The organism is Sphingopyxis sp., from assembly GCF_036675685.1.
GTDB lineage: Bacteria > Pseudomonadota > Alphaproteobacteria > Sphingomonadales > Sphingomonadaceae > Sphingopyxis.
This window is the reverse complement of sequence record NZ_JAKFEM010000018.1, coordinates 26,468-46,659: the sequence shown is the minus strand read 5'-3', so window position 1 is coordinate 46,659 and position 20,192 is coordinate 26,468. Positions and strand designations below refer to the sequence as shown.

General features: G+C 66.7%; 20 protein-coding genes and 1 tRNA gene. 13 read left to right on the top strand and 8 right to left on the bottom strand.

All coding sequences use genetic code 11. The annotated features are described in order from the left end of the window. The first annotated feature begins 62 nt into the window (after positions 1-62). Positions 63-3,842, top strand: coding sequence for a CHAT domain-containing protein (locus V6M50_RS08470; RefSeq protein WP_332818119.1), 3,780 nt, complete (start codon positions 63-65; stop codon positions 3,840-3,842). A 101-nt stretch (positions 3,843-3,943) separates the two neighbouring features. Here the strand turns inward: V6M50_RS08470 and V6M50_RS08465 are convergent. Next, positions 3,944-4,017, bottom strand: a tRNA-Gln gene (locus tag V6M50_RS08465). Between the two features lie 156 nt (positions 4,018-4,173). Here V6M50_RS08465 and V6M50_RS08460 point away from each other — a divergent pair. Both V6M50_RS08460 and V6M50_RS08455 read left to right on the top strand, forming a co-directional pair. Then, entirely contained in the window at positions 4,174-5,478 is a 1,305-nt protein-coding gene (locus tag V6M50_RS08460; protein WP_332818118.1) for an FAD-dependent oxidoreductase, read from the top strand. Continuing rightward, entirely contained in the window at positions 5,475-5,879 is a 405-nt protein-coding gene (locus V6M50_RS08455) for a DoxX family protein (RefSeq protein WP_332818117.1), read from the top strand. Before V6M50_RS08460 ends, V6M50_RS08455 begins: the two co-directional genes overlap by 4 nt. A gap of 105 nt (positions 5,880-5,984) precedes the next feature. Here the strand turns inward: V6M50_RS08455 and V6M50_RS08450 are convergent, their stop codons facing one another. Then, complete coding sequence (locus tag V6M50_RS08450; RefSeq protein WP_332818116.1) at positions 5,985-7,256, bottom strand: dipeptidase; 1,272 nt, start codon at positions 7,254-7,256, stop codon at positions 5,985-5,987. A gap of 215 nt (positions 7,257-7,471) precedes the next feature. Between V6M50_RS08450 and V6M50_RS08445 the strand changes: the two genes are divergently transcribed. Then, positions 7,472-8,647 (top strand): acyl-CoA dehydrogenase family protein, encoded by a 1,176-nt coding sequence (locus V6M50_RS08445; protein WP_332818115.1) that lies wholly within the window; start codon positions 7,472-7,474, stop codon positions 8,645-8,647. On the opposite strand, the gene V6M50_RS08440 is transcribed toward V6M50_RS08445, so the two are convergent. Beyond that, on the bottom strand, positions 8,644-9,240 hold the full coding sequence (locus V6M50_RS08440) for an HAAS signaling domain-containing protein (protein WP_332818114.1): 597 nt from the start codon (positions 9,238-9,240) through the stop codon (positions 8,644-8,646). The genes V6M50_RS08445 and V6M50_RS08440 overlap by 4 nt on opposite strands. Continuing rightward, positions 9,237-9,569, bottom strand: coding sequence for a PadR family transcriptional regulator (locus V6M50_RS08435; RefSeq protein WP_332818113.1), 333 nt, complete (start codon positions 9,567-9,569; stop codon positions 9,237-9,239). The genes V6M50_RS08440 and V6M50_RS08435 overlap by 4 nt, the downstream gene beginning before the upstream one ends. 68 nt (positions 9,570-9,637) lie before the next feature. Between V6M50_RS08435 and V6M50_RS08430 the strand changes: the two genes are divergently transcribed. Continuing rightward, positions 9,638-10,243 carry a hypothetical protein gene (locus V6M50_RS08430; protein WP_332818112.1) on the top strand — a complete coding sequence of 202 codons (606 nt, stop codon included), beginning with the start codon at positions 9,638-9,640 and terminating at the stop codon, positions 10,241-10,243. 9 nt (positions 10,244-10,252) lie between these two features. Here V6M50_RS08430 and V6M50_RS08425 read toward each other — a convergent pair whose 3' ends face one another. Beyond that, positions 10,253-10,609 (bottom strand): metalloregulator ArsR/SmtB family transcription factor, encoded by a 357-nt coding sequence (locus tag V6M50_RS08425; RefSeq protein WP_332818111.1) that lies wholly within the window; start codon positions 10,607-10,609, stop codon positions 10,253-10,255. An 89-nt stretch (positions 10,610-10,698) separates the two neighbouring features. Here V6M50_RS08425 and V6M50_RS08420 point away from each other — a divergent pair, with 89 nt between their 5' ends. From V6M50_RS08420 to V6M50_RS08405, 4 genes are all read left to right on the top strand, one after another. Beyond that, positions 10,699-11,670 (top strand): acyl-CoA desaturase, encoded by a 972-nt coding sequence (locus tag V6M50_RS08420; RefSeq protein WP_332818110.1) that lies wholly within the window; start codon positions 10,699-10,701, stop codon positions 11,668-11,670. Further along, positions 11,639-12,841, top strand: a complete 1,203-nt coding sequence (locus V6M50_RS08415) for a M20 metallopeptidase family protein (protein ID WP_332678770.1) — start codon at positions 11,639-11,641, stop codon at positions 12,839-12,841. Before V6M50_RS08420 ends, V6M50_RS08415 begins: the two co-directional genes overlap by 32 nt. A gap of 129 nt (positions 12,842-12,970) precedes the next feature. Then, positions 12,971-13,216 (top strand): GlsB/YeaQ/YmgE family stress response membrane protein, encoded by a 246-nt coding sequence (locus V6M50_RS08410; protein WP_332678768.1) that lies wholly within the window; start codon positions 12,971-12,973, stop codon positions 13,214-13,216. 90 nt (positions 13,217-13,306) lie between these two features. Continuing rightward, on the top strand, positions 13,307-14,152 hold the full coding sequence (locus V6M50_RS08405) for an FkbM family methyltransferase (protein ID WP_332818109.1): 846 nt from the start codon (positions 13,307-13,309) through the stop codon (positions 14,150-14,152). Between the two features lie 7 nt (positions 14,153-14,159). Here the strand turns inward: V6M50_RS08405 and V6M50_RS08400 are convergent, their stop codons facing one another. Together V6M50_RS08400 and nadB are read right to left on the bottom strand one after the other, a co-directional pair. Continuing rightward, a complete protein-coding gene (locus V6M50_RS08400) occupies positions 14,160-14,885 on the bottom strand; it encodes an AAA family ATPase (RefSeq protein WP_332818108.1) in 726 nt (241 codons plus the stop codon). Positions 14,886-14,945: 60 nt separating this feature from the next. After that, positions 14,946-16,523 (bottom strand): L-aspartate oxidase, encoded by a 1,578-nt coding sequence (gene nadB / locus V6M50_RS08395; protein WP_332818107.1) that lies wholly within the window; start codon positions 16,521-16,523, stop codon positions 14,946-14,948. 74 nt (positions 16,524-16,597) lie between these two features. Here nadB and V6M50_RS08390 point away from each other — a divergent pair, with 74 nt between their 5' ends. After that, complete coding sequence (locus V6M50_RS08390) at positions 16,598-17,431, top strand: endonuclease/exonuclease/phosphatase family protein (RefSeq protein ID WP_332818106.1); 834 nt, start codon at positions 16,598-16,600, stop codon at positions 17,429-17,431. A 3-nt stretch (positions 17,432-17,434) separates the two neighbouring features. Here V6M50_RS08390 and V6M50_RS08385 read toward each other — a convergent pair whose 3' ends face one another. Further along, entirely contained in the window at positions 17,435-18,355 is a 921-nt protein-coding gene (locus V6M50_RS08385; RefSeq protein WP_332818105.1) for an ABC transporter ATP-binding protein, read from the bottom strand. Between the two features lie 111 nt (positions 18,356-18,466). On the opposite strand from V6M50_RS08385, the gene V6M50_RS08380 reads away from it, so the two are divergent. The 3 genes from V6M50_RS08380 (at position 18,467) to V6M50_RS08370 (ending at position 20,186) form a co-directional block, all read left to right on the top strand. Continuing rightward, positions 18,467-19,027, top strand: coding sequence for a DUF4402 domain-containing protein (locus V6M50_RS08380; RefSeq protein WP_332818104.1), 561 nt, complete (start codon positions 18,467-18,469; stop codon positions 19,025-19,027). A gap of 257 nt (positions 19,028-19,284) precedes the next feature. Beyond that, positions 19,285-19,482, top strand: a complete 198-nt coding sequence (locus tag V6M50_RS08375; protein ID WP_332818103.1) for a zinc-finger domain-containing protein — start codon at positions 19,285-19,287, stop codon at positions 19,480-19,482. Between the two features lie 221 nt (positions 19,483-19,703). After that, positions 19,704-20,186, top strand: coding sequence for a DUF4402 domain-containing protein (locus tag V6M50_RS08370; protein ID WP_332818102.1), 483 nt, complete (start codon positions 19,704-19,706; stop codon positions 20,184-20,186). The last annotated feature ends 6 nt before the right edge of the window (positions 20,187-20,192 follow it).

Genomic DNA, 20,192 nt, shown 5'->3' with positions numbered 1-20,192 from the left:
GACGCGGGCTTTGCCGCCCGATTTGGCTTGCGGTGTTGTTGACGGCGTTGCCGCCATCCCCGGTGGCCGCGCAGGCATCGCCGGCTCTGACCCCCGTTCTTCCCGCCACCTCCACGCCGACCAAGCCCCCGTCCGACTATAGCGAAGAGGAGATCAAGGCTCTCGTCGACACCGGGCGGCTTGCGGAGGCGGAAACGGTCCTGCGCGCGCGCCTGGCCGCGCACCGGGCGGCCGATCAAGCGGAGACCGCGCTCGCTGCAAGCGATGCCGAGTTGCTCGCATGGATCCTCGTCACCACGAAGCGCGCGGCAGAAGCCGAGCCCCTGATGCGCGCGGCACTCGGCGTGCGCGAGCGGATCGGCGACGCGGCGCCGACCGGCCGCGCGCTCAACCGGCTGGCATCGGTGATGCTGGAGCTTCGTCGCTATGACGAAGCGGAGGGGCTTGCACGGCGCGCAATCGACCTGCTGTTATCGCCGGGTGCCAAGGACGACAGGCTCGTCGCCGCGTGGGGCAATCTGGGCCGCAGTCTCGACGCACAGGACCGGCTTGGCGAAGCCGTGCGCGCCTTTGAACAAGGAACCAATCTTGGCCGGGCGACATTCGGCGCCGACCATCCCGTCGTGGGGACGCTCGCGACGCTTCTTGCCGAAGAAAAAGCGAAAGCGACCGCCTATGCCGAGCGCTCCGCGAAACAGCGCCAGAAGCTCGCGGCCGTGACCGGGACCAAGGGGCGCGAGACCCCCGACACCGCCCGCGAACTCTATCTTCTCTCGATCTATCTGAAGGCGGAGGGCGCCTTCGAAGAGGCCGAAACGGTCGCCGAACAGGCCTATGACATCCAGGCCGTGGCGCTCGGCCGCGACCATGCCGATACCCGCGCCGCGCTCTATCACCTCACCACCCTGCTGCGCCGCGATGCGGCCGCCCGTGCAGCGAGCGATCCGCAGGTGAGCGTTCCGCCACCCGCCATCGCAGCGCGTCGGCCCGATCCGGCCAAGGCGCCCGACGCCTATACCGAGGGCGAGATCCGGGCGCTGATCGACACGGGGCGGTTCGTCGATCTCGAACCCGTTGCCCGCGCACGCGTCGCGCGGCATGCCCGCCTGGGCGCGGCCGGCACCGCCGCCGCCGCGACCGACATGGAATTGCTCGCCAACATCCTCTACCTGACCGGCGCGACCACCGAAGCCGAAGCATCGATGCGCGATGCCATCGGCGTCCGCGAACGGATCGGCGATCGCAAGGCGCTCGCCACGGCGACACGGCGGCTTGCGCTCGTCCTGTCGCAGCGGGGCGACTATCGGACGGCGGAGCCGCTCGCGCGGCGCGCGATCGACCTGACGGCCGCGCTCGATGGCGAAACGCGGGCGCTGTCGGCTGCGTGGGGCACGCTCGGCGAGATATTGGCAGGCCAGCGCCGCCGCCCCGAAGCCTCGGCGGCGCTGCTGAAAGCGATCGAATTCGGAAAGGCCGCGCTCGGGGACGAAGACTCGTTCGTCATCGAGGAAGTTAACAGCTACGCCCTCAATCTCGAGGAAATGGGCAAGCTTGCCGAGGCCGAGGCGATCTATCGCCGCAACCTCGATGTGCTGACCCGGTCCAAGGGGCGCGGAAGCCTCGACGTCGCACGATCGCTGTCGCTGCTGTCGACCAATCTCGACCGCCAGAAACGCGATCTCGAAGCCGAAATGCGACTCCGCCAGGCCATCGCGATCCGCGAAAAGATCCTGGGTCCGAACAACCCCGACACGCTTCGTTCGTTCGGCAACCTCGTCGGCCTGCTGACCCGAGCGGGAAAATCGGACGATGCGGCGGCGCTGCAGGCGCGCGTGATCCGTCTGCGGGCGACCTTGCCCGATCGCAGCGTCGAGGAAAGCGTCGCCGACCTCGGCAGGATGGGCGCGATATTGATCGGGCAGGGAAAGCGCGAAGAGGCGATCGATTATCAGCGGCGCGCACTCGCCCTCGCGAAAGAAGGGCTCGATCCCGGCCATGCCTATGTCGCGGTCGCATCGGTGGCGCTGGCCAGGTCGCTGGCGCGGCACGACCCCGCATCGTCCGAATATGTGTCGCTGATGCGCAGCGCCGTCGACCGGGCGCGCAGCGAGCGGGCCCGCGTGCTGTCGGCTTCGGGGGTTTCCGGGTCGTCGCCCGGCGAGCGCGCCGTCGCGGCCGCCCTCAGCAATGACGACTGGTCCGACACCGCCGGGTCCGGCGTCTTCGCGCTCGCGCTCACCCTCTACGCCAACCATGCAACGCAGGTCCGCAGCGAAGAAGCAAAGCTCAGGGCCGAGTCCTTCATGATCGCGCAGGATGCGGTCTCGAGCGCCTCGACCCGTGCGCTGGCCGGGATCGCGGCGCGCGAGGCGCTGGGGGATACCCCGCTCGCGCGGCTGGTTCGCCGCCAGCAGGATCTCGCCAAGACGATACGCGACAAAGATCGCGCCCTGGCCGCGGCGATCGCCGGGACATCGCAAAGCGGACCGAGGTTGAAGCAGGAAATCGCGGAATTGGGGCGGGATCTCGCCGATGTCGGGCTGGAATTGCGCCGGGCCTATCCGGGCTATGCGCGATTGGTGGCGCCGCGTTCGCTAACCGAAAAGGAAGTGCGTGGCCGCCTGCGCCCCGGCGAGGCGCTGTTGCTCGTCGCCGAGGGCGAGCTTTACGACTTCACCTATGTCGTCACGAAGGAGGACGCCGGCTGGCACGCGGTCCCCAGATTGCAGTCCTTTCTGAAGGGCACGATCGAAGCCTTCCGCTGCGAAGTCGATCCGGCAACCTGCAGCGGCATCTGGACCGCCTCGCCGCTGTTCGAGCGCCGCTACGCGTGGGATCTCTATCGCTTCCTGGTCCAGCCGCACGAGGACCTGCTGAAGGACGTGAAGACGCTCTATGTCGCCACGTCGGGCCCGCTGTCCGACCTTCCCTTCACGGCCTTCATCACCGAAGAGCCGCAAGGCCCCGACACCGAAACCGCGCTGGCGGCGACGTCCTGGCTCAGCGACCGCTTCGCGATCGTCAACCTGCCGTCGGTCGCAACGCTGCGCGCGATCGATACAAAGCGACCCAAAAGACATGCGACGCCCTTCATCGGCTATGGCGCACCCCGCCTTGCATCCGCCGGAAAAGCCAGGGCGGTCACCGCCGGCCTTGCCCCGCGGGTGACCGGCGCCGAGCAGGAGTTCGCCGATCCCGAACGGCTGCGGGCGCTTCCGTCGCTTCCCGGCACCGCGGTCGAACTTAACGCGATGGCGCGGCTGTTAAAAGCCGATACAGGGGCCATCCGCCTGGGACCCGATGCGACGGAAGCCGCAGTCCGCGCCGATCCCCGTCTAAAGGACGCGCGCATCATCGCCTTTGCGACGCACGGGATTCTCCCCGGGGAAATCGAGGGGTTTGCCGAACCCGGGCTGATCTTCACGCCGCCCGTCAGCCCGAGCATGGCCGATGACGGGATTCTCGCCGCGTCCGAAGCGGCGGCGCTCGACCTGTCGGCATCGTGGCTGATCCTGTCCGCGTGCAACACGGCGACGGCCGAAGGGGCCGGCGGCGGCGATGCGCTCTCCGCGCTCGCGCAGGCTTTTCTCTACGCCGGCGCCGACGCCTTGTTTGCGACCCGTTGGCGGGTCGGCGACCGCGTAACGGCCGCACTCACCGTCGAGACGCTCGCCAATGCCGAACGCGATCCGAGGGCGGGGCGCGCGGCGGCGTTTCAATCGGCGATGCGGGCGATCCGCACGGGCAAACGCGATGACGGCACGGCGGTCGAGGGCTGGAACAGCGATTGGGCGCATCCCGCCGCCTGGGCCCCCTTTGCGCTGATCGCCAACGGCAACTGATAGGGGGCCTACCGAGCAATTGCGAGCGCGCGCGGTGCGCGTATCGCCTTCCCTCGCTCCATCCACGAGCAAGGGCGCGAACAACAATCTATCGGAAAATATGGATGCCCCGCGAGGATTCGAACCTCGATAGGCGGTATCAGAAACCGCAGTCTTACCATTAGACGACGGGGCACCAGAGGCGCGCGCAATATGATTGCACGGGCGCGCTGTCAAGGCCGCCGTGCCTACCCGCACAAGGCTGCTTGCCCTGCCGCATTTCGCCGCTAGCATCGCCGCATAACAAGATAGGGGGCCGCGCGCCCGCGCGGACACCCAAAGGAGTGGGTTGATGCGTCATGTCGCGATCGTCGGATCGGGTCCCGCGGGCTATTATACCGCCGAAACATTGCAAAAAGCCGGCGATATTGCGATCGACGTCATCGACCGCCTGCCCGTCCCCTATGGCCTGATCCGCACCGGCGTCGCCCCCGATCACCAGTCGATCAAGGCGGTGTCGCGCCGCTATGAGGGCGTCGCGCTGACCGAGAATGTCCGCTTCGTCGGGCATGTTTCGGTGGGCAGCGACGTCACCATCGACGAGCTGGTCACCCTCTACGACGCCGTCGTGCTGGCGACCGGCGCGCCGAACGACCGGCCGCTCGACATCCCCGGCGCCGACCTGCCCGGCGTGATCGGCAGCGCGGCCTTCGTCGGCTGGTACAACGGCCATCCCGATTTCGCTGGGCTCAATCCGCTGCTCGATGCCCCCGGCGTCGCGGTGATCGGCAACGGCAATGTCGCGCTCGACGTCGCGCGCATCCTCGCCAAGACGCCCGCCGAGTTTGGCGGCAGCGACATCGTCGCGCACGCGCGCGACGCGCTGGGGGCGAGCGCGGTGCGCCATATCCATATCCTCGGCCGCCGCGGCCCGCACCAGATTGCGATGACGCCGAAGGAGCTCGGCGAGCTCGGCCATCTCGAGCGCGCGAGCCCGCGCGTCGATCCCGCCGACCTACCCCCCGAGGGCGATGACGCGCTGCTCGAACCCGGGATGCGCAAATCGGTGACGCATTTGCGCGGCTTCGCCGCCAACCCCGTCGCCAAGCCGGTAACGATCGATTTCGATTTCTTCGCAATGCCCGTCGCGATCGAAGGGACCAACGAAAATGGGGGCCGCGTCGAGCGCATCATTGTCGAGCGCACCACGCTCGACGCCGACCTGCGCAGCCACGGCACCGGTGAAACCTATGCGATCGACGCCGGCCTCGTGATCAGCTGCATCGGCTATCAGACGCCGCCGATCCCCGGCGTGCCGTACGAACATGGCCGCGGCCGCTTCGCCAACGACGACGGGCGGATCCTGCCCGGCCTCTATTGCGTCGGCTGGGCGCGGCGCGGGCCGTCGGGGACGATCGGCACCAACAAGCCCGACGGCGCGCGCGTGGGGGAAATGGTCCTCGAGGACATCGGTCGTGGCGCGGGCAAGGCGGGGCGTCCCGGGCTCGACACTTTGCTCGCAAGCCGCGGCGTCGCCCCCGTCACCTTCCGCGACTGGCGCCGAATCGAGGAGGCCGAGGTCAGGGCCGCGCTCGACGGCAACCCGCGCGAGAAATTCGTGACGATCGAGGCGATGCTCGAAGCGCTTGGGCGGTGAGCCCATCGAAAGCGCGCACGGTGCTGCGCTGGCTGCTCGCGCTGGCATATGGCTATGCGGGCTGGGCGCATCTGGCGCGGCCCTCGCCCTTCCTCGCAATCATCCCGCCGGGGGCGCCGAACCCCGGACTGGTCGTCGCCGCGACCGGCCTGGCCGAGATTGCGGGCGCGATCGGGCTGATGATCCCGGCGACACGCAAGGCCGCGGGCTGGGGGCTCGCACTTTATGCGCTCTGCGTCTGGCCAGCGAACTTCCACCACGCGCTCGCCAATGTCGTGATCGGCGGCGAGACGCTGAGCTGGTGGTATCACGGCCCGCGCCTCGCCGCGCAGCCGCTGATCATCTGGTGGGCGCTGTGGGCGAGCGGCGCGGTGGAGTGGCCGTTTCGGCAGAAAGCTTAAGCCTGTGCTCCCGCGAAGGCGGGAGCCCAGAGCGTCGAAAACAGGCGTTGCGTATATCGCTCTGGATCCCCGCCTTCGCGGGGATACAAGGACATGGCAAGGCTCCTACTTCGCCACCGGCGTTTCGACCGGCGGCTGCCCCTTCTGGCTCGCGGCATAGGCCTCGACCGCCTTCAGCACGCGCAGCATATTGCCGCTCGAAATCTTCTCGAGATCGGCCTGGCTGTATCCGCGCTTGGCAAGCTCGACGAACAGCGCGGGATAGCCCGACACATCCTCCATGCCGACCGGCGCCGAATCCATCCCGTCATAATCGCCGCCCAGCCCGATATGATCGACCCCGATCGTCTTTTTCAGATGGTCGATATGGTCGGCGACCTTCCCGACGCTGGTCGTGGGAGCCGGGTTGGCGGCGTCCCAGCTCTTCAGCGCCGCCGCCTCGGCCGCCGGATCGCCCGGATAGAGCGATTTCAGCCGCGCCGCCTCGGCGGTGCGCGCGAGCCCTTGCGCGCGGACATTGGCGTCGAGGAAGGTCGGCAGCAGCACGATCATCACGATCCCGCCATTCGCCTTCACCGCGGGCAGCACGCTGTCGGGGACGTTGCGCGGATGCGGGTTCACCGCGCGCACCCCCGAATGGCTGAACATCACCGGCGCCTTCGCCGTTTCGAGCGCATCCTTCATCGTCGCTTCGCTGACGTGGCTCAGGTCGACGATCATCCCGATGCGGTTCATCTCGCGCACCACCTGCCGCCCGAAATCGGTGAGCCCGTCGTGCGCCGGTGCGTCGGTCGCGGAATCGGCCCAGCTCAAATTCTTCGAGTGCGTCAGCGTCATGTAGCGTGCGCCAAGGTCGTACATCTGGCGCAGAACGCCAAGCGACGAGCCGATCGACTGGCCGCCCTCCATGCCGAGCATCCCGGCGATCTTGCCCGCCTTCATCGCCTTTTCGAGCTCGGCCGACGTGGACGCAAGCGCAAGGTCGTTGGGATAACGCGCGACCAGCCGCTTCATCACGTCGATCTGCTCGAGCGTTTGCTGCACCGACTGCTGTTCGTTCGGGTTGGAGGGCACATAGACCGACCAGAATTGCGCGCCGACATGGCCCTTGCGCAGCCGGACGAGGTCGGTGTGCATCGCGATCTCGGGCGGGGTCGCGTCGGGTTTCGCGGTGTGGGTCGTATCCTCGAAATCGAAATTGTTGATCATATTGTCGGCGCGCCCGCGCAGCGCCCACGGCACGTCATTATGCCCGTCGAACACCGGCGCCTTTTTGAGCGCAGCCTCGGCGGTCGCCTCGGGCGATTTTTGCGCGGCGGCGGGGGTGGACAGGAGGGCGAATGCGGCGAGGCCGGCGAGCAGGTGCGACTTGTTCATGGCGCGCGACCTTAAGTGCTTGGACGCACGGCGCAAGCCTGCCGAATCCGCGACCGACAGGTCGCGCCATTTATTTTTCACACAAAGGCACAAAGATGGCAGTTCGCTCGCGCAAAGAAGGCGCCCTCTTGTGTCTTTGTGTGAGATTGTCTTGCAGCTTCGCTGCGGCAGAAACGCTGCTTGACGTTTACGTCAACCCCGCGCAGCATCCCGCCATGACAGCTTTCGACGACTGGCGCGCGCGCTCGCCCTATTATGACGAAACCCATGAGGCGCTGGCGCAAAGCGTCCGCCGTTTCGTCGCGCGCGAAATCGCGCCGCACATCGACCGCTGGGAAGCCGAGGGCGAATTGCCGCGCGACCTGCACAAGAAAGCAGCCGACGCCGGCATCCTCGGCCTCCGCTACCCCGAGCAATATGGCGGCCATAGCGAAGGTTTCGACAATTTCCACGGCCTCGTGCTGACCGAGGAACTCGCGGCGGTCGGCGCAGGCGGCCTTGGCGCGTCGCTGATGACCCACGGCATCAGCCTGCCGCCGATTCTCGCATTGGGGTCCGAAGAGTTGAAGCAGCGCATCGCGCCGCCGGTGCTCGCGGGCGACAGGATCATCGCGCTTGGGATCACCGAGGCGGGGGGCGGCAGCGACGTCGCCAACCTCAAGACGACGGCGGTGCGGGACAGCGATCACTACATCGTCAACGGCGGCAAGATGTTCATCACCAGCGGCATGCGCGCCGACTGGCTGACCTGCGCGGTGCGCACCGGCGGGCCGGGTGCTGCGGGCATCTCGCTGCTGCTGATCGAGATGGACGCGCCGGGGGTCGAGCGCACGCGGCTCGACAAGATGGGTTGGCGCTGCAGCGACACCGCCGCGATCCATTTCTCCGACGTCCGCGTCCCGACCGAAAACCTGATCGGGCAGGAAAACGCCGGCTTCATCGGCATCATGCGCAATTTCAACAGCGAACGGCTCGGCATGGCGATGGGCTGCTGCGCCTACGCCCGCGTCGCGATGGCCGAGGCCGCCGAATGGGCGCAGAACCGCGAGACCTTCGGCAAGCCGCTCGTCGGCCATCAGTCGATCCGTATCAAGCTCGCCGACATGGAACGCCAGATCGAGGCGACGCAGGCGTGGGTCGACCTTTGCGCGTGGCAGGTCAAGAACGGCAAGGACCGCCCCGCCGACTTCGCGATGCTGAAAGTGCAGGCGACGCGCATGCTGGAGGCGGTGGCGCGCGAGGCGGCGCAGGTGCTGGGTGGCGCGTCCTATATCACCGGCAGCAAGGTCGAGCGCATCTACCGCGAGGTGCGCGTCAATGCCATTGGGGGAGGCAGCGAGGAAATCATGCTCGATCTGGCGGGGCGGCAATTGTTCGGGGGGAAGCGCTAGGCCGCGAGGCGGCGCGCATAGCGGTCGAGCCGCGCGAGTTGCATCATCAGCCCACCCACCAATATCGCTTCGACCAACGCCGTGCCCGCGATCAACGCGAATGCGCCATCGCCGCTCCCGCCATCGAAAGCGCGCAGCAGGCTGGCGCCCACCGAGAGCGCGAAGCACCCGGCGGCCAGATGCAGCGCTTTGCGCACCAAAGCGATGCGTTGACGCAACGAAAACAACCAAGCCGCACCAATGCACAGCAGCGCGGCGACCAACCCGCCGCGATCGAGCCAGGTAAGCGCATCGCTTCCGCCGGGAATATCGAGCGCCACCGTCCGCAGCCGCATCAGCAGCAAGGTCGCACCGCCAAGCAGCGCGGCGGCGACACAAGACCGGCGCAACCGGTCGGGCAAGGCCGCCTCGGCATAGGCGCGCGCAATTTCGGCCGGGTGCCCGAAGCGCCGCACCGCGTCGGCCTCACCCACATGCTCGGCGGTATCGAAAAGATGCGATTCGATTTCGTCGTGAACACGCCGCGACAGCCGGGCATCGAAGGCGAGGACCCGGTCGAGCTCGTCGAGATAGGCGGCGATCAGGCCGGTCATGCGCGCGCGTCCAGCAGCATGTCGATGCCGCCTGCAAAGCTGCGCCACCCCGCGCGGCGTTCGGTGAGCGACTGGCGCCCCGTGTCGGTCAGCGCATAGACCCGGCGTTTGCGCCCACTCTCGGGCTGCACCCAGCGGCTCGCGAGCAGGCCCGCGAGTTCGAGCCGGTGAAGCGCCGGATAGATTGTCCCTTCGGGCAGGTCGAAATGCCCGCCGCTGCGTGTCCGGATCGCCTCGATGATCGCATAGCCGTGCAGCGCCGCATCGCCGATGGTCGCGAGCAGCACCGCGTCGAGATGCCCTTTGAGCATTTCCGAAGACATGCCCATCAATTTAGCTTTGCAATGCTAGGTATGCAAGCTATACCTAGCAACACTAGGCTTGAATGGAGCGCGCGATGACAAAGGCAAAATGGACCGAAGGCTGGGGCCTCTTCTGGCTGCTGACGCTGGCGCTCGCCGCGATGACGCTCGGATTGCTGTTCGCCGCCGGCTGGGGCACCGACGGCTACCGCTTGGTGATCCGCGCGACGGCGCGCACCTCGCTGATCCTCTTCCTCGCGGCCTTTGCCGCATCGGCGGCGGCGCGGCTCTGGCCGGGCACCGTCACGCACTGGCTGCGCCGCAACCGGCGCCAGCTGGGTCTGGGTTTCGCCATGTCGCACTTCATCCATGCGCTGGCGATCATCGCGCTGTGGCAGACCGACCCGGGCACCTTCTGGACGCTGACGAACCGCGGCGCGATCGTCACCGGCGGCACCGCCTATCTGTTCATCGCGTTGCTCGCGGCGACCTCGTTCGACCGCGCTGTGAAAGCCATCGGGCCGAAAGCATGGGGATGGCTGCACTGGCTCGGTGTGTGGTTCATCGCCGTCAGCTTCATCTTCACCAACGGCAAGCGCATCCCCGTCAGCGGCTGGTACGCGCTCCCGGTCGCACTGGTCCTCGCCGCGATCATATTGCGGATCGCGGCGAATCGCCCGCGTATATCGATCGCGGCCTGAACCTCGGTCCTATTCGGCGGGCGGAGGCTCGTCTGCGGCGCCCGCTTCGGCGGGTTTGCCTTTTTGCCGGTCGGCCAATGCACGCGATTCGGCTTTCAGCGGACGCGATACCGGGCAGACTTCCTGCACATAGCCGTTGAGCACATTGGTCAGCGCGTCGGGCAGCAGGCGATAGAAGACGAACTGACCGCGCTTTTCGCTTTCGATCAGCCCGGCGTTTTCGAGCACCGACAGATGCTGCGACACCGCGGGCTTGCTCATTTCGAAGCGCGCGGCGATGTCGCCCGCGCTCAGTTCGGCGTGCGCCAGATAAGCGAGAATCTTGCGCCGCGGCGTTGACGCCAATGCCTGAAAAACCCGTTCCATGAGTCCCGAAATGGGCATCCTCGGCGGCCTTGACAAGTGATAATTTATTTAAGTAATTACTTATATTCTTTTGAACGAGGAGTTGGGCCATGCGCAGCGATCACGATCCCCATGCCGTCAATTTCCTGATCGACGAGATCGGCCCCGATCCGCGCAGCGGCCGCGTCCGCGTCGACGCGCCCAGCATCGTCTGGAACGGCGGCATGATGGCGGTGACACTGATTGCCGGCCCCTTCTTCATCACACCGTCGGCGATCGCGCTCTTCTTCGTCACGACGGGCGCCGCGCTGCTGCTCGGGCATAGCGTCGGCTATCACCGGATGATGATCCACGGCAGCTTTGCGGCACCGCGCTGGCTGACCCGCACGCTCGTCTGGTTCGGCGCCTTTGTCGGCATGGCGGGACCCTATGGCATCGTCCGCGCGCACGACACGCGCGACTGGGCGCAGCGGCAGGCCGACTGCCACCCATTCCTTGCGCACAAGACCCACATCGTTCGCGACGCCTGGTGGCAGATCTATTGCCGCCTCGATCTCGACCGGCCGCCGCGCTTCGATTTCGCCGAACTCGACCGCGACCCCTTCTATCGCTGGCTCGAGACGACGTGGCGCTGGCAGCAACTGCCCGTCGCGCTGCTTTTCTTCGCCATTGGCGGCTGGAGCTGGGTCATCTGGGGCGTCGCCGCGCGCGTTGCGGTCGCCAACCACGGCCACTGGCTCGTCGGCCACCTCGCGCACAATCGCGGGCCGCAGCATTGGACCGTCGACGCGCACGGTGTGCAAGCGTTCGACGTGCCCTGGGCCGCGATCCCGACGATGGGCGAGGCGTGGCACAACAATCATCACGCCTATCCCGGTTCGGCGCGCATCGGCCTCCATCCGGGGCAGAGCGATTGGGGCTATGCCGTCATCCGCCTGTGCGAGCGGCTTGGGTTGATGTGGGACGTGCGGACGCCCGACACGCTGGGCAAGCGCCCCGGTCTCTCCGAGGTCTCTCGACACGGGACGGGCTTGGCGGCACAGTCGCCACATGGACACCGCAATTCACAGCTGGCCCGCTGAGGCCGAAACCCTCTTGGACGACCTCGTCGACCTCCGCCGCGCGATCCACCGCGAGCCCGAACTGGGCCTCCAGAACCCGAAGACGCTCGCGAAGATCAAGGAGGCGCTCACCGGCCTGCCGCTCGAATTTCGCGAGGGGCCCTCGACCACCGGCCTGATCGCGATCCTGCGCGGTCCCGCCAACGGGCGCACCGTTCTGCTGCGCGGCGACATGGATGCGCTGCCGCTGCTCGAGGACACGGGCCTCGATTTCTCGTCAGAGACCACCGGCGCGATGCACGCGTGCGGGCACGACACGCATGTCGCGATGCTCGTCGGCGCGGCGAAGCTGCTGTGCGCGGCGCGCGACCGCCTGCCCGGCACCGTGATGTTCATGTTCCAGCCGGGCGAGGAAGGCCATCATGGCGCGCGCTTCATGCTGAACGATGGCATCATCGATCCGCTGCCCGACGCCGCCTTCGCGCTCCACATCATGCCCAACGCGCCGCATGGCATCTTCGCGGGGCGTGCGGGGCCGTTGCTCGCTTCGTCCGACGTGCTGTCGATCACCGTGAAGGGCGCGGGCGGCCACGCCTCGATGCCCCACGATGCCGTCGACCCGATCCCGGTTGCTTGTTCTATCGTAACCGCGATCCAGACGATGGTGACGCGCCGCATCTCGGTCTTCGACCCCGCCGTCGTCACGATCGCCAAGATCGCGGCGGGAACGACGAACAATATCATCCCCGAGACCGCCGAGATGCTCGGCACGATCCGCACCCTTTCCCCGGAAAGGCGCGCGATGGTCGCGCGCGAGCTGAAGCGCCTCGCCCCCGCGATCGCCGAGGCGCATGGCTGCACCGCCGAGGTGCAGATCGAGGAGGGTTTCCCCGTCACCATCTGCGACAGCCGCGCGGTCGCGTTCGGGCAGTCGGTTGTCGAAGAGACGTTCGGCGAGCAGGCCTGGCTGACGATGGACAATCCGGTGATGGGCGCCGAGGATTTCTCCTACGTGCTCGAAAAGGTCCCCGGCGCAATGTTCTGGCTCGGCGCGAGCGCCGAAGGCAGCGACTGGCGCGCCTGCTGCGGGCTGCACTCGAACCGCATGGTCCTCGACGAAAAGGTGATGGCACGCGGTGCCGCGCTGCATGCCGCGCTCGCCGAGCGGTTCCTGAACGAGGGGTTCGCGTAAACGATTCTCACGCAAAGGTTTCTTTGTGTCTTCGCGCCTTTGCGTGAAACTCAAATAGGACGACGCTTGCGGTCAAACGTAACGCTTCCTAGATTTGCCCGGGGGTGCCTCCATCCAAAAGGACCACATATGATCAATATCATCGGCGCCATCCTTTCGGGCCTGATCATCGGGGCGCTCGCGCGCTTCTTCTACCCCGGCGCGGTGCAGATGGGGTGGGTCGCGACCATCCTGCTCGGCATCGGCGGGTCACTGCTCGCCGGGCTCGTCACTTCACGCGGGCGGGCGGATTTTCACCGCGCGGGCTGCCTCGCCTCGGTGATCGGCGCAGTCGTGCTGATCCTCGTCGGGAGGCTGCTCAGCGTCGGCGGGTAGGCAGAAGGTAATCCCCGGCTGTCAAAGGCGGGGCCGACGACCAAAGTGGGGAACAATAGCCATGGCGAATGCCATCGGACATCTCGCGGCATGGGCCAGCCGCACCTATCCGTTCGAGAAGGGCCAGTGGCGTCTCGGCAGCCTCGCCTACCGCCTGCTGCCCGAAGCCGCGGTGCGGTCGCAGATCCGCACCGCCCAAACGCGTCACGGCTTTGCGATGCGGCTCGACCTCGGCCAGTTCGTCAACCGCACCATCTATTGCACCGGCGGCTGGGAGCCGCTCGAGACGATGGTCATATCGGCGGCGCTGAAACCCGGCGACAGCTTCGTCGATGTCGGCGCGAATATCGGCTTTTTCTCTCGCTGCTCGCCCACCGGCTCGTCGGACCCGAAGGCCGCATCCACGCCATCGAGGCCACCCCCTCGACCGCCGACCTGCTTGACGACAATATCGCGCGCAACGATGCGGGCGCGATCCGCGTCCACCGCTGCGCGGCCAGCGACCGCGAAGGCATGGCGAACATGGTGGTGCACGATGCCGGCAATATCGGCAGCAACCATTTGTCCTTTGACCGCGAAGGCGCGGGCGCAGGAATCCCGCTGCGCCGCCTCGACAGCCTGCTCGCCGGCGAGGCGATCCGCCTGATCAAACTCGACATCGAGGGCGCCGAGGCGATGGCGCTGCGCGGTGCGGGCGCGCTGCTCGACGGCGACACGACGCCCGCACTCTTGTTCGAATTCTCGCCGAACATGCTGCGCGGAATGGGCGACGACCCCGCGGCGTTGCTCGCCCACCTGGAGGGCAAGGGCTACACGATCTACGAAATCCACCCTAACCGGCTGACCCCTCGGGACGATAGCATATTGGCACGGACGCAGACCTATCTGCTCGCACTCAAACCCGGCGACCCGCTCCACGCCGCGCTCGGCGGCTGATTGCGCATCATTCGATCATCGCCTCGACCGTCTCGTGCGGGTACAGGAGGAATTCGCGATACAGTTTGTAGTGCGCGGTGTCTTCGAGCCGCACCGGCTCGATGCCGAAGGGGCTGATTTGCCACAGATCGGCGTCGGGCAGCGCCATCAGGATCGGCGAATGCGTCGCCATGATCACCTGACTGTTGTTCGCCCGCTGAATCCGCCGAAGCAGCTTGAGGAAATCGAACTGGCGCGACGGCGAGAGCGCCGATTCGGGTTCGTCGAAAATATAGATGCCCTGCCGATCGGCGCGCTCCTCGAAAAACCCCAGAAAGCCTTCGCCGTGCGACCAGGACAGGTAATCGGGTGGAGAAAAACCCGCGTCGTAGGCGGCCTGATCGACGTAGCGGGCGAGCGAGAAGAAGGTTTCGGCGCGAAAAAAGAATCCGTTGCCGATCTTGGGCAGCCAGGCCGCGCGAAGCGCATCCGCCAGCACGCCGCCGTCGGTTCCCGAGATCGTCGAGCGATCGACGGCTCTATGGCCATAACCGCCCCCGCCCTCGCTGAAACCGGCCAACACCGCGATGGCTTCGAGCAGGGTCGATTTGCCCGATCCATTTTCACCCACCAGGATCGTGACGGGTTTCTCGAACCGGATCTCGAACGCCGGGTCGCCGAACAACGGGATATTGAAGGGGTATAGGTCGCGATCGACGACTGGCTTGTCGGCATCCCCCGCCGATTCCGGCATCCACACCCGCCGCAGATAGGGCGGCGGAAGCTTTATCCGCGACCCGCCCCTAGCCATCGGTCACGGCACCAGCACCGTGTCGACCGCCTGCGGCAACAGGTCGGGATAGTCGAGCGTATAATGCAGCCCGCGGCTTTCCTTGCGGTGGAGCGCGCTGCGCACGATCAGCTCGGCGCATTGCAGCAGGTTGCGCAGCTCGATCAGGTCGGTCGTGACGCGGAAATGGCCGTAATAATCCTCGACCTCGTGCGTCATCATGTCGATGCGATGCCGCGCGCGCTCGAGCCTTTTGGTCGTGCGCACGATGCCGACATAATTCCACATGAAGCGGCGGATCTCGGTCCAGTTCTGCTTGATCACGACCTCTTCGTCGGAGTCCGTCACGCGGCTCGCGTCCCACGGGCGGATCGCGGGCGGCGCGTCGAGCTGGTCCCAGCTCTGGATGATATGCTTCGCCGCCGCCTCGCCGAAGACGAAGCATTCGAGCAGCGAGTTCGACGCCAACCGATTGGCGCCATGGAGCCCGCTCTCGGTGCACTCGCCCGCGGCATAGAGGCCGGGCAGGTCGGTGCGCCCGTCGAGGTCGATCAGGATGCCGCCGCAGGTATAATGCTGCGCCGGCACCACCGGGATCGGCTGCTTCGTCATATCGATGCCGAGCGTCAGCAGCTTTTCATAGATGTTCGGGAAATGCCCCGCGACGAAATCGGGGTCCTGGTGACTGATGTCGAGGTGGACATAGTCGAGCCCCGACCGCTTGATCTGGTCGTCGTTCGCGCGCGCAACGACATCGCGCGGCGCGAGTTCGGCGCGCGCGTCATAATCGGGCATATAGCGGTGCCCGGTGACGGGGTGCTTCAACAGACCGCCCTCGCCGCGCACCGCCTCGGTGATCAGGAAATTCTTGACGTCGAGATTATAGAGGCAGGTCGGGTGGAACTGCATCATCTCCATATTCGAGACGCGCGCGCCCGCGCGCCATGCCATCGCAATGCCGTCGCCGGTCGCGCCGCGCGGTGCAGTCGAGAATTGATAGACGCGCCCCGCGCCCCCGCTCGCGAGGATCGTCGCGCGGCCGACATGCGCGTGAACCTTGCCGCTCTTTTCGTCGAGCGCATAGACGCCCCACACGCGCCCCGATCCCGAATAGCGCGCCTCGTGGCGGCCGGTGATCAGGTCGATGCACGCCTGCCCCGGCAGCAAAGTAATGTTCGGATGCGCCTCGGCCGTCTTGAGGAGCGCCGCCTGCACCGCCCAGCCGGTCGCGTCATCGACATGGACGATGCGGCGGTGCGAATGCCCGCCCTCGCGCGTCAGGTGCAGCGCCTCGGCATCCTTGTTGAACGGCACGCCCATTTCGACGAGGCGCTCGATCGCGTTCGGGGCGTTCTCGACGACGAACTCGACCGTCTCGCGGCGGTTGAGCCCCGCGCCCGCGACCATCGTATCCTCGATATGATTTTCGAACGTGTCGCCCGCATCGAGCACCGCCGCGATCCCGCCCTGCGCCCACGCGGTCGACCCGCCGTTGAGGTCGCCCTTCGCGAGCACGAGCACGCGGCAATGGCCGGCGAGCGCGATCGCCGCGGTCAGTCCGGCGGCACCGGAACCGACGATGATGATATCGTATTCACTCATTGCGCCTCTGTTGCATAGCCTGAAGGCGCATGACAGGGGGGATTCGACGTCGACGGCAAAGGGAAATCTTCGCGATGCGCAAAGCGGAATTTGGCCGGCGCGCGATGCTGGCCGGAATGGCGGCGCTTCCGCTTACCGGCTGCGCAGACCGTCTCGCGACTAGGGCTTCCGGCCGGGCGAGCAGCCTTGGCCTCGCGACGTTCAACATCTGGCACGACGCCGGCGGACATTGGCCGGTGCGGTTTCGGCTGCTGGCCGCCGCGCTGCGCGCCGTCGATGCCGATGTCGTCGCGCTGCAGGAAGTGCTCGAAGATGCACGCAAGGGCCTGCCCAACCAGGCCGACACGATCGCGCGCGAACTTGGTTACGCGCAAGTCCACTTCGTCGCGGTCGAGCCCGAAGGGGCGCCCCGGCGGTACGGCAACGCCATCCTCACCCGCCTGCCGGTAATCGAGGTCGCGCGCCGCAAGCTCGAACCGCTGTCGGACTATCGCACCGCGATCCGCGTGCGCGTGCGGACCGGCGCCGGGCCGATCGACATCGTCGCCACACATCTTGCGTGGCAGACCGAGGCGAGCGCGGTCCGCGCGGAGCAGCTGGCCGACCTGCTCGCCTGGCTGCCCGATGACGGGGTGCCGCTCGTCGTGATGGGCGATTTCAACGCGCCGCAGGGCGATCCGGGGCTGCAAGCAATGGGACCGCCGCGGTTCGAATCGGCGCTCCCGCGCGGCGCGGCCGAAACCACGCTCAACCCCGCGCGCGGCCACAAGCCCCGCGTGATCGACCATATCTTCGTCGAGCGGGCAGTCTTTGCCGTCCGCGATGCCCATGTCATCGGAGACAAGCCGGTGGATGGCGAATATCCGTCCGATCATTTCGGCGTCGCCGCGCGCCTGACACGGCGCTGACGCTCAGGCGGCGCGGCGCGTCAAATTCAGGAACACATCTTCCAGGTCGGCCTCGCGCGTCGAAACATCGACGATGCCAAGCCCCATCGCGTTGACCGCGGCGAGCACCTCGCCCGCGTTCATGCGGTCCTTGTTGTAGCTGATCGCGAGGCCGCGCTCGCCCTCGCGTTCGATCTTGTCGAAGGCGGGATGCGTCGGCAGGTCGGTGACATCGGCGTCGAGCGTCACGACGACGATCTTCTCGCGCGCCATGTCGACCAGCTCGCGCGTCGGCTTGTTCGCGATCAGCTTGCCGTGGTTGATGATCGCGATCCGGTCGCACAGTTCCTCGGCCTCTTCGAGATAATGCGTCGTGAGCACCACGGTGACGCCGCGGTCGTTCAAGGACTGGACATAGGACCAGAGCTGCTGGCGCAGTTCGATGTCGACCCCCGCGGTCGGCTCGTCGAGGACGATGATCGGCGGCGAATGGACCATGGCTTTTGCCACCAGCAGGCGCCGCTTCATCCCCCCGGACAGCGTGCGCGCATAAGCGTCGCGTTTGTCCGAGAGATGCACCGCGGCGAGCAACTCGTCCGAAATGCGCTTGCCCTTGGCCACGCCATAAAGCCCCGCCTGATTCTCAAGCGTCTCATAGGGCGTAAAAAACGGATCGAAGACGATTTCCTGCGGCACGATGCCGATCGAATATTTGGCGTTGCGGGGATCGGCGTCGATGTCGAAGCCCCAGATGCTCGCCGACCCGCTCGTCTTGTTGACCAGCCCCGCGAGGATATTGATCAGCGTCGATTTGCCCGCGCCGTTCGGCCCTAGCAGCCCGAAAATCTGGCCGCGCGGCACGTCGAAACTGACATTGTCGAGCGCCTGCTTGCCGCCGGCATAGATTTTGGAGACGGCGTCGATGCGGATGGCGGCTTCACTCATGGCCGCTTCCATAGCCGCGCACCTGCGCGCGCGAAAGACTTCATCGTCAGCCTGTTTTTGCTGAGCAGTGCATTAACGCTAAATTCGAAAATCCCCGCTAGGTCGGGCTGCGTGAGGACCAGACACACCATTCGCCCGCGGCCCGTGCTGCGTGGCCTAGCCGCCTTTGCGCTCGTCATCGCACCCGCCGCCGCTTCGCCGGCGCTGGCGCAGGCGGGCGCGCAGAGCGAGGCCGAAGCCATCGTGCTGCGCCCGCTTTCCTTCTTCAAGGTCAACGACCTCGACTTCGGCGACATCATCGCGTCGGGCACCGCGGGCACGGTCACGCTCGAACCCGACGGGTCGCGCAGCCGCACCGGCGGTGTCACGCTGGCGGGGGGCGGCGGCGAGCCCGCGCGTTTCGCTGGACTCGGCAGCCTCAATCGCCAGGTCAATATCTCGCTCGGATCGAACAGTATCTGGATCACCGGACCGGGCACGCGGATGCGCGTGCGCAATTTCGAGATCGGCAGCACGCCGACCGCGATCCTGTCGACCTCGCCGACGCGTTTCCGTATCACCTCGCCGCTCGGCAATTATAATTTCCCGGTCGGCGCGACGCTGGAGGTCGGCGCCAACCAGGCGCCGGGCGATTACAGCGGCACCTTCACCATCACATTAAACTATCTCTGACTTCGGCTGTGGGGGAGACGGCGCCGGGGGACCACCTGTATCCGCAAGGATGCTTGCCGGCGCCGTCATGGCCCCATGCTCTCCAGCTTCCGTTCGCCTCGAGGAGGGACTGAGCCCCGGCGAAGGCCCGTCTCGAAGGGCCCTTCGAGACATCGCTTCGACAAGCTCAGCGATTCCTCAGGGCAAACGGTGTGAGAGCTGGGAAGATCTCAACACCCGATTGCGGGCTACCGCCACGCTTGCTATGGGCGCGGTCGATGACCCAGCCCGCTCCCGAAACCATCCGCACGCCCAAGACCCGTATCGCCTGCGACGGCACCGGCGACGGCCTCGCCGACGCGGCGCTCGGCCACCCGCGCGTGTGGCTCGAAATCGATACCGACGAAGGCTTCGCCGATTGCGGCTATTGCGACCGGCGCTTCATCCTCATCGGCGGGATCGCCGATAAAAGTTAGGCAACGGCGGGATCGCCAACAAAGGTTGAGCCCCGCTGCGTCACCGATCCGCCTGACCGGCCGCCAGACGTAAACAGCCTCTTTACCAAGCCCGTGCATCATCGATGAATGTCCGTCCGGCATAACTGTGCCAGACAGGAGCAGAATCTGTGGGGATTCGAGGGACCAGAAACGGTCGGGGCGCTGTTCGCACCCTGACCATCGCTGCTGCGGCGGCGAGCGTGGCGCTATGCGTCCCGGTTTATGCCGCCGACACCAATGTCACCGCCAACGCCGCGATCGTTCGCCCGAGCTCGCTCATCAAGACCGATGACCTTGATTTCGGTACCCTCATCAGCGGGCCGACCGGCGGCACCATGACGATCAATCCCGTCACCAATGCGCGCACCACCAGCGGCGGCGCGACCCCCGTCGGCAATGATGGCCAACGCGCCGTCTTTCAGGGCACCGGCGGCATCCTGCTCATCACCGTGTCGGGGAGCACCTCGGTCACGCTGGCGCGTGTCGGCGGCGGCGCGCCGACAATGACCGCGACCCTCGTGCGCGCCGCCAGCACGGGTGGCGGCGGCATCGCCCTGCTCGGCTCGACCCTGCTGCCCAGCGGCGTCCAGACCTATTATATCGGCGGGACGCTGACCGTGCCTGCGAACCAGCCCGAGGGCGACTACAACGGCACCTTCACCCTCACCGTCAACTATCTCTGATGCGGG

Coding starts and splice junctions, on each gene's coding strand:
- V6M50_RS08420 (WP_332818110.1), top strand. CDS start 10,699: ATGCGCAGCGATCACGATCCCCATGCCGTCAATTTCCTGATCGACGAG.
- V6M50_RS08415 (WP_332678770.1), top strand. CDS start 11,639: ATGGACACCGCAATTCACAGCTGGCCCGCTGAGGCCGAAACCCTCTTG.
- V6M50_RS08450 (WP_332818116.1), bottom strand. CDS start 7,256: ATGAACAAGTCGCACCTGCTCGCCGGCCTCGCCGCATTCGCCCTCCTG.
- V6M50_RS08460 (WP_332818118.1), top strand. CDS start 4,174: ATGCGTCATGTCGCGATCGTCGGATCGGGTCCCGCGGGCTATTATACC.
- V6M50_RS08375 (WP_332818103.1), top strand. CDS start 19,285: ATGACCCAGCCCGCTCCCGAAACCATCCGCACGCCCAAGACCCGTATC.
- V6M50_RS08405 (WP_332818109.1), top strand. CDS start 13,307: ATGGGCCAGCCGCACCTATCCGTTCGAGAAGGGCCAGTGGCGTCTCGG.
- V6M50_RS08385 (WP_332818105.1), bottom strand. CDS start 18,355: ATGAGTGAAGCCGCCATCCGCATCGACGCCGTCTCCAAAATCTATGCC.
- V6M50_RS08400 (WP_332818108.1), bottom strand. CDS start 14,885: ATGCCGGAATCGGCGGGGGATGCCGACAAGCCAGTCGTCGATCGCGAC.
- V6M50_RS08410 (WP_332678768.1), top strand. CDS start 12,971: ATGATCAATATCATCGGCGCCATCCTTTCGGGCCTGATCATCGGGGCG.
- V6M50_RS08445 (WP_332818115.1), top strand. CDS start 7,472: ATGACAGCTTTCGACGACTGGCGCGCGCGCTCGCCCTATTATGACGAA.
- V6M50_RS08390 (WP_332818106.1), top strand. CDS start 16,598: ATGCGCAAAGCGGAATTTGGCCGGCGCGCGATGCTGGCCGGAATGGCG.
- V6M50_RS08435 (WP_332818113.1), bottom strand. CDS start 9,569: ATGGGCATGTCTTCGGAAATGCTCAAAGGGCATCTCGACGCGGTGCTG.
- V6M50_RS08440 (WP_332818114.1), bottom strand. CDS start 9,240: ATGACCGGCCTGATCGCCGCCTATCTCGACGAGCTCGACCGGGTCCTC.
- nadB (WP_332818107.1), bottom strand. CDS start 16,523: ATGAGTGAATACGATATCATCATCGTCGGTTCCGGTGCCGCCGGACTG.
- V6M50_RS08425 (WP_332818111.1), bottom strand. CDS start 10,609: ATGGAACGGGTTTTTCAGGCATTGGCGTCAACGCCGCGGCGCAAGATT.
- V6M50_RS08430 (WP_332818112.1), top strand. CDS start 9,638: ATGACAAAGGCAAAATGGACCGAAGGCTGGGGCCTCTTCTGGCTGCTG.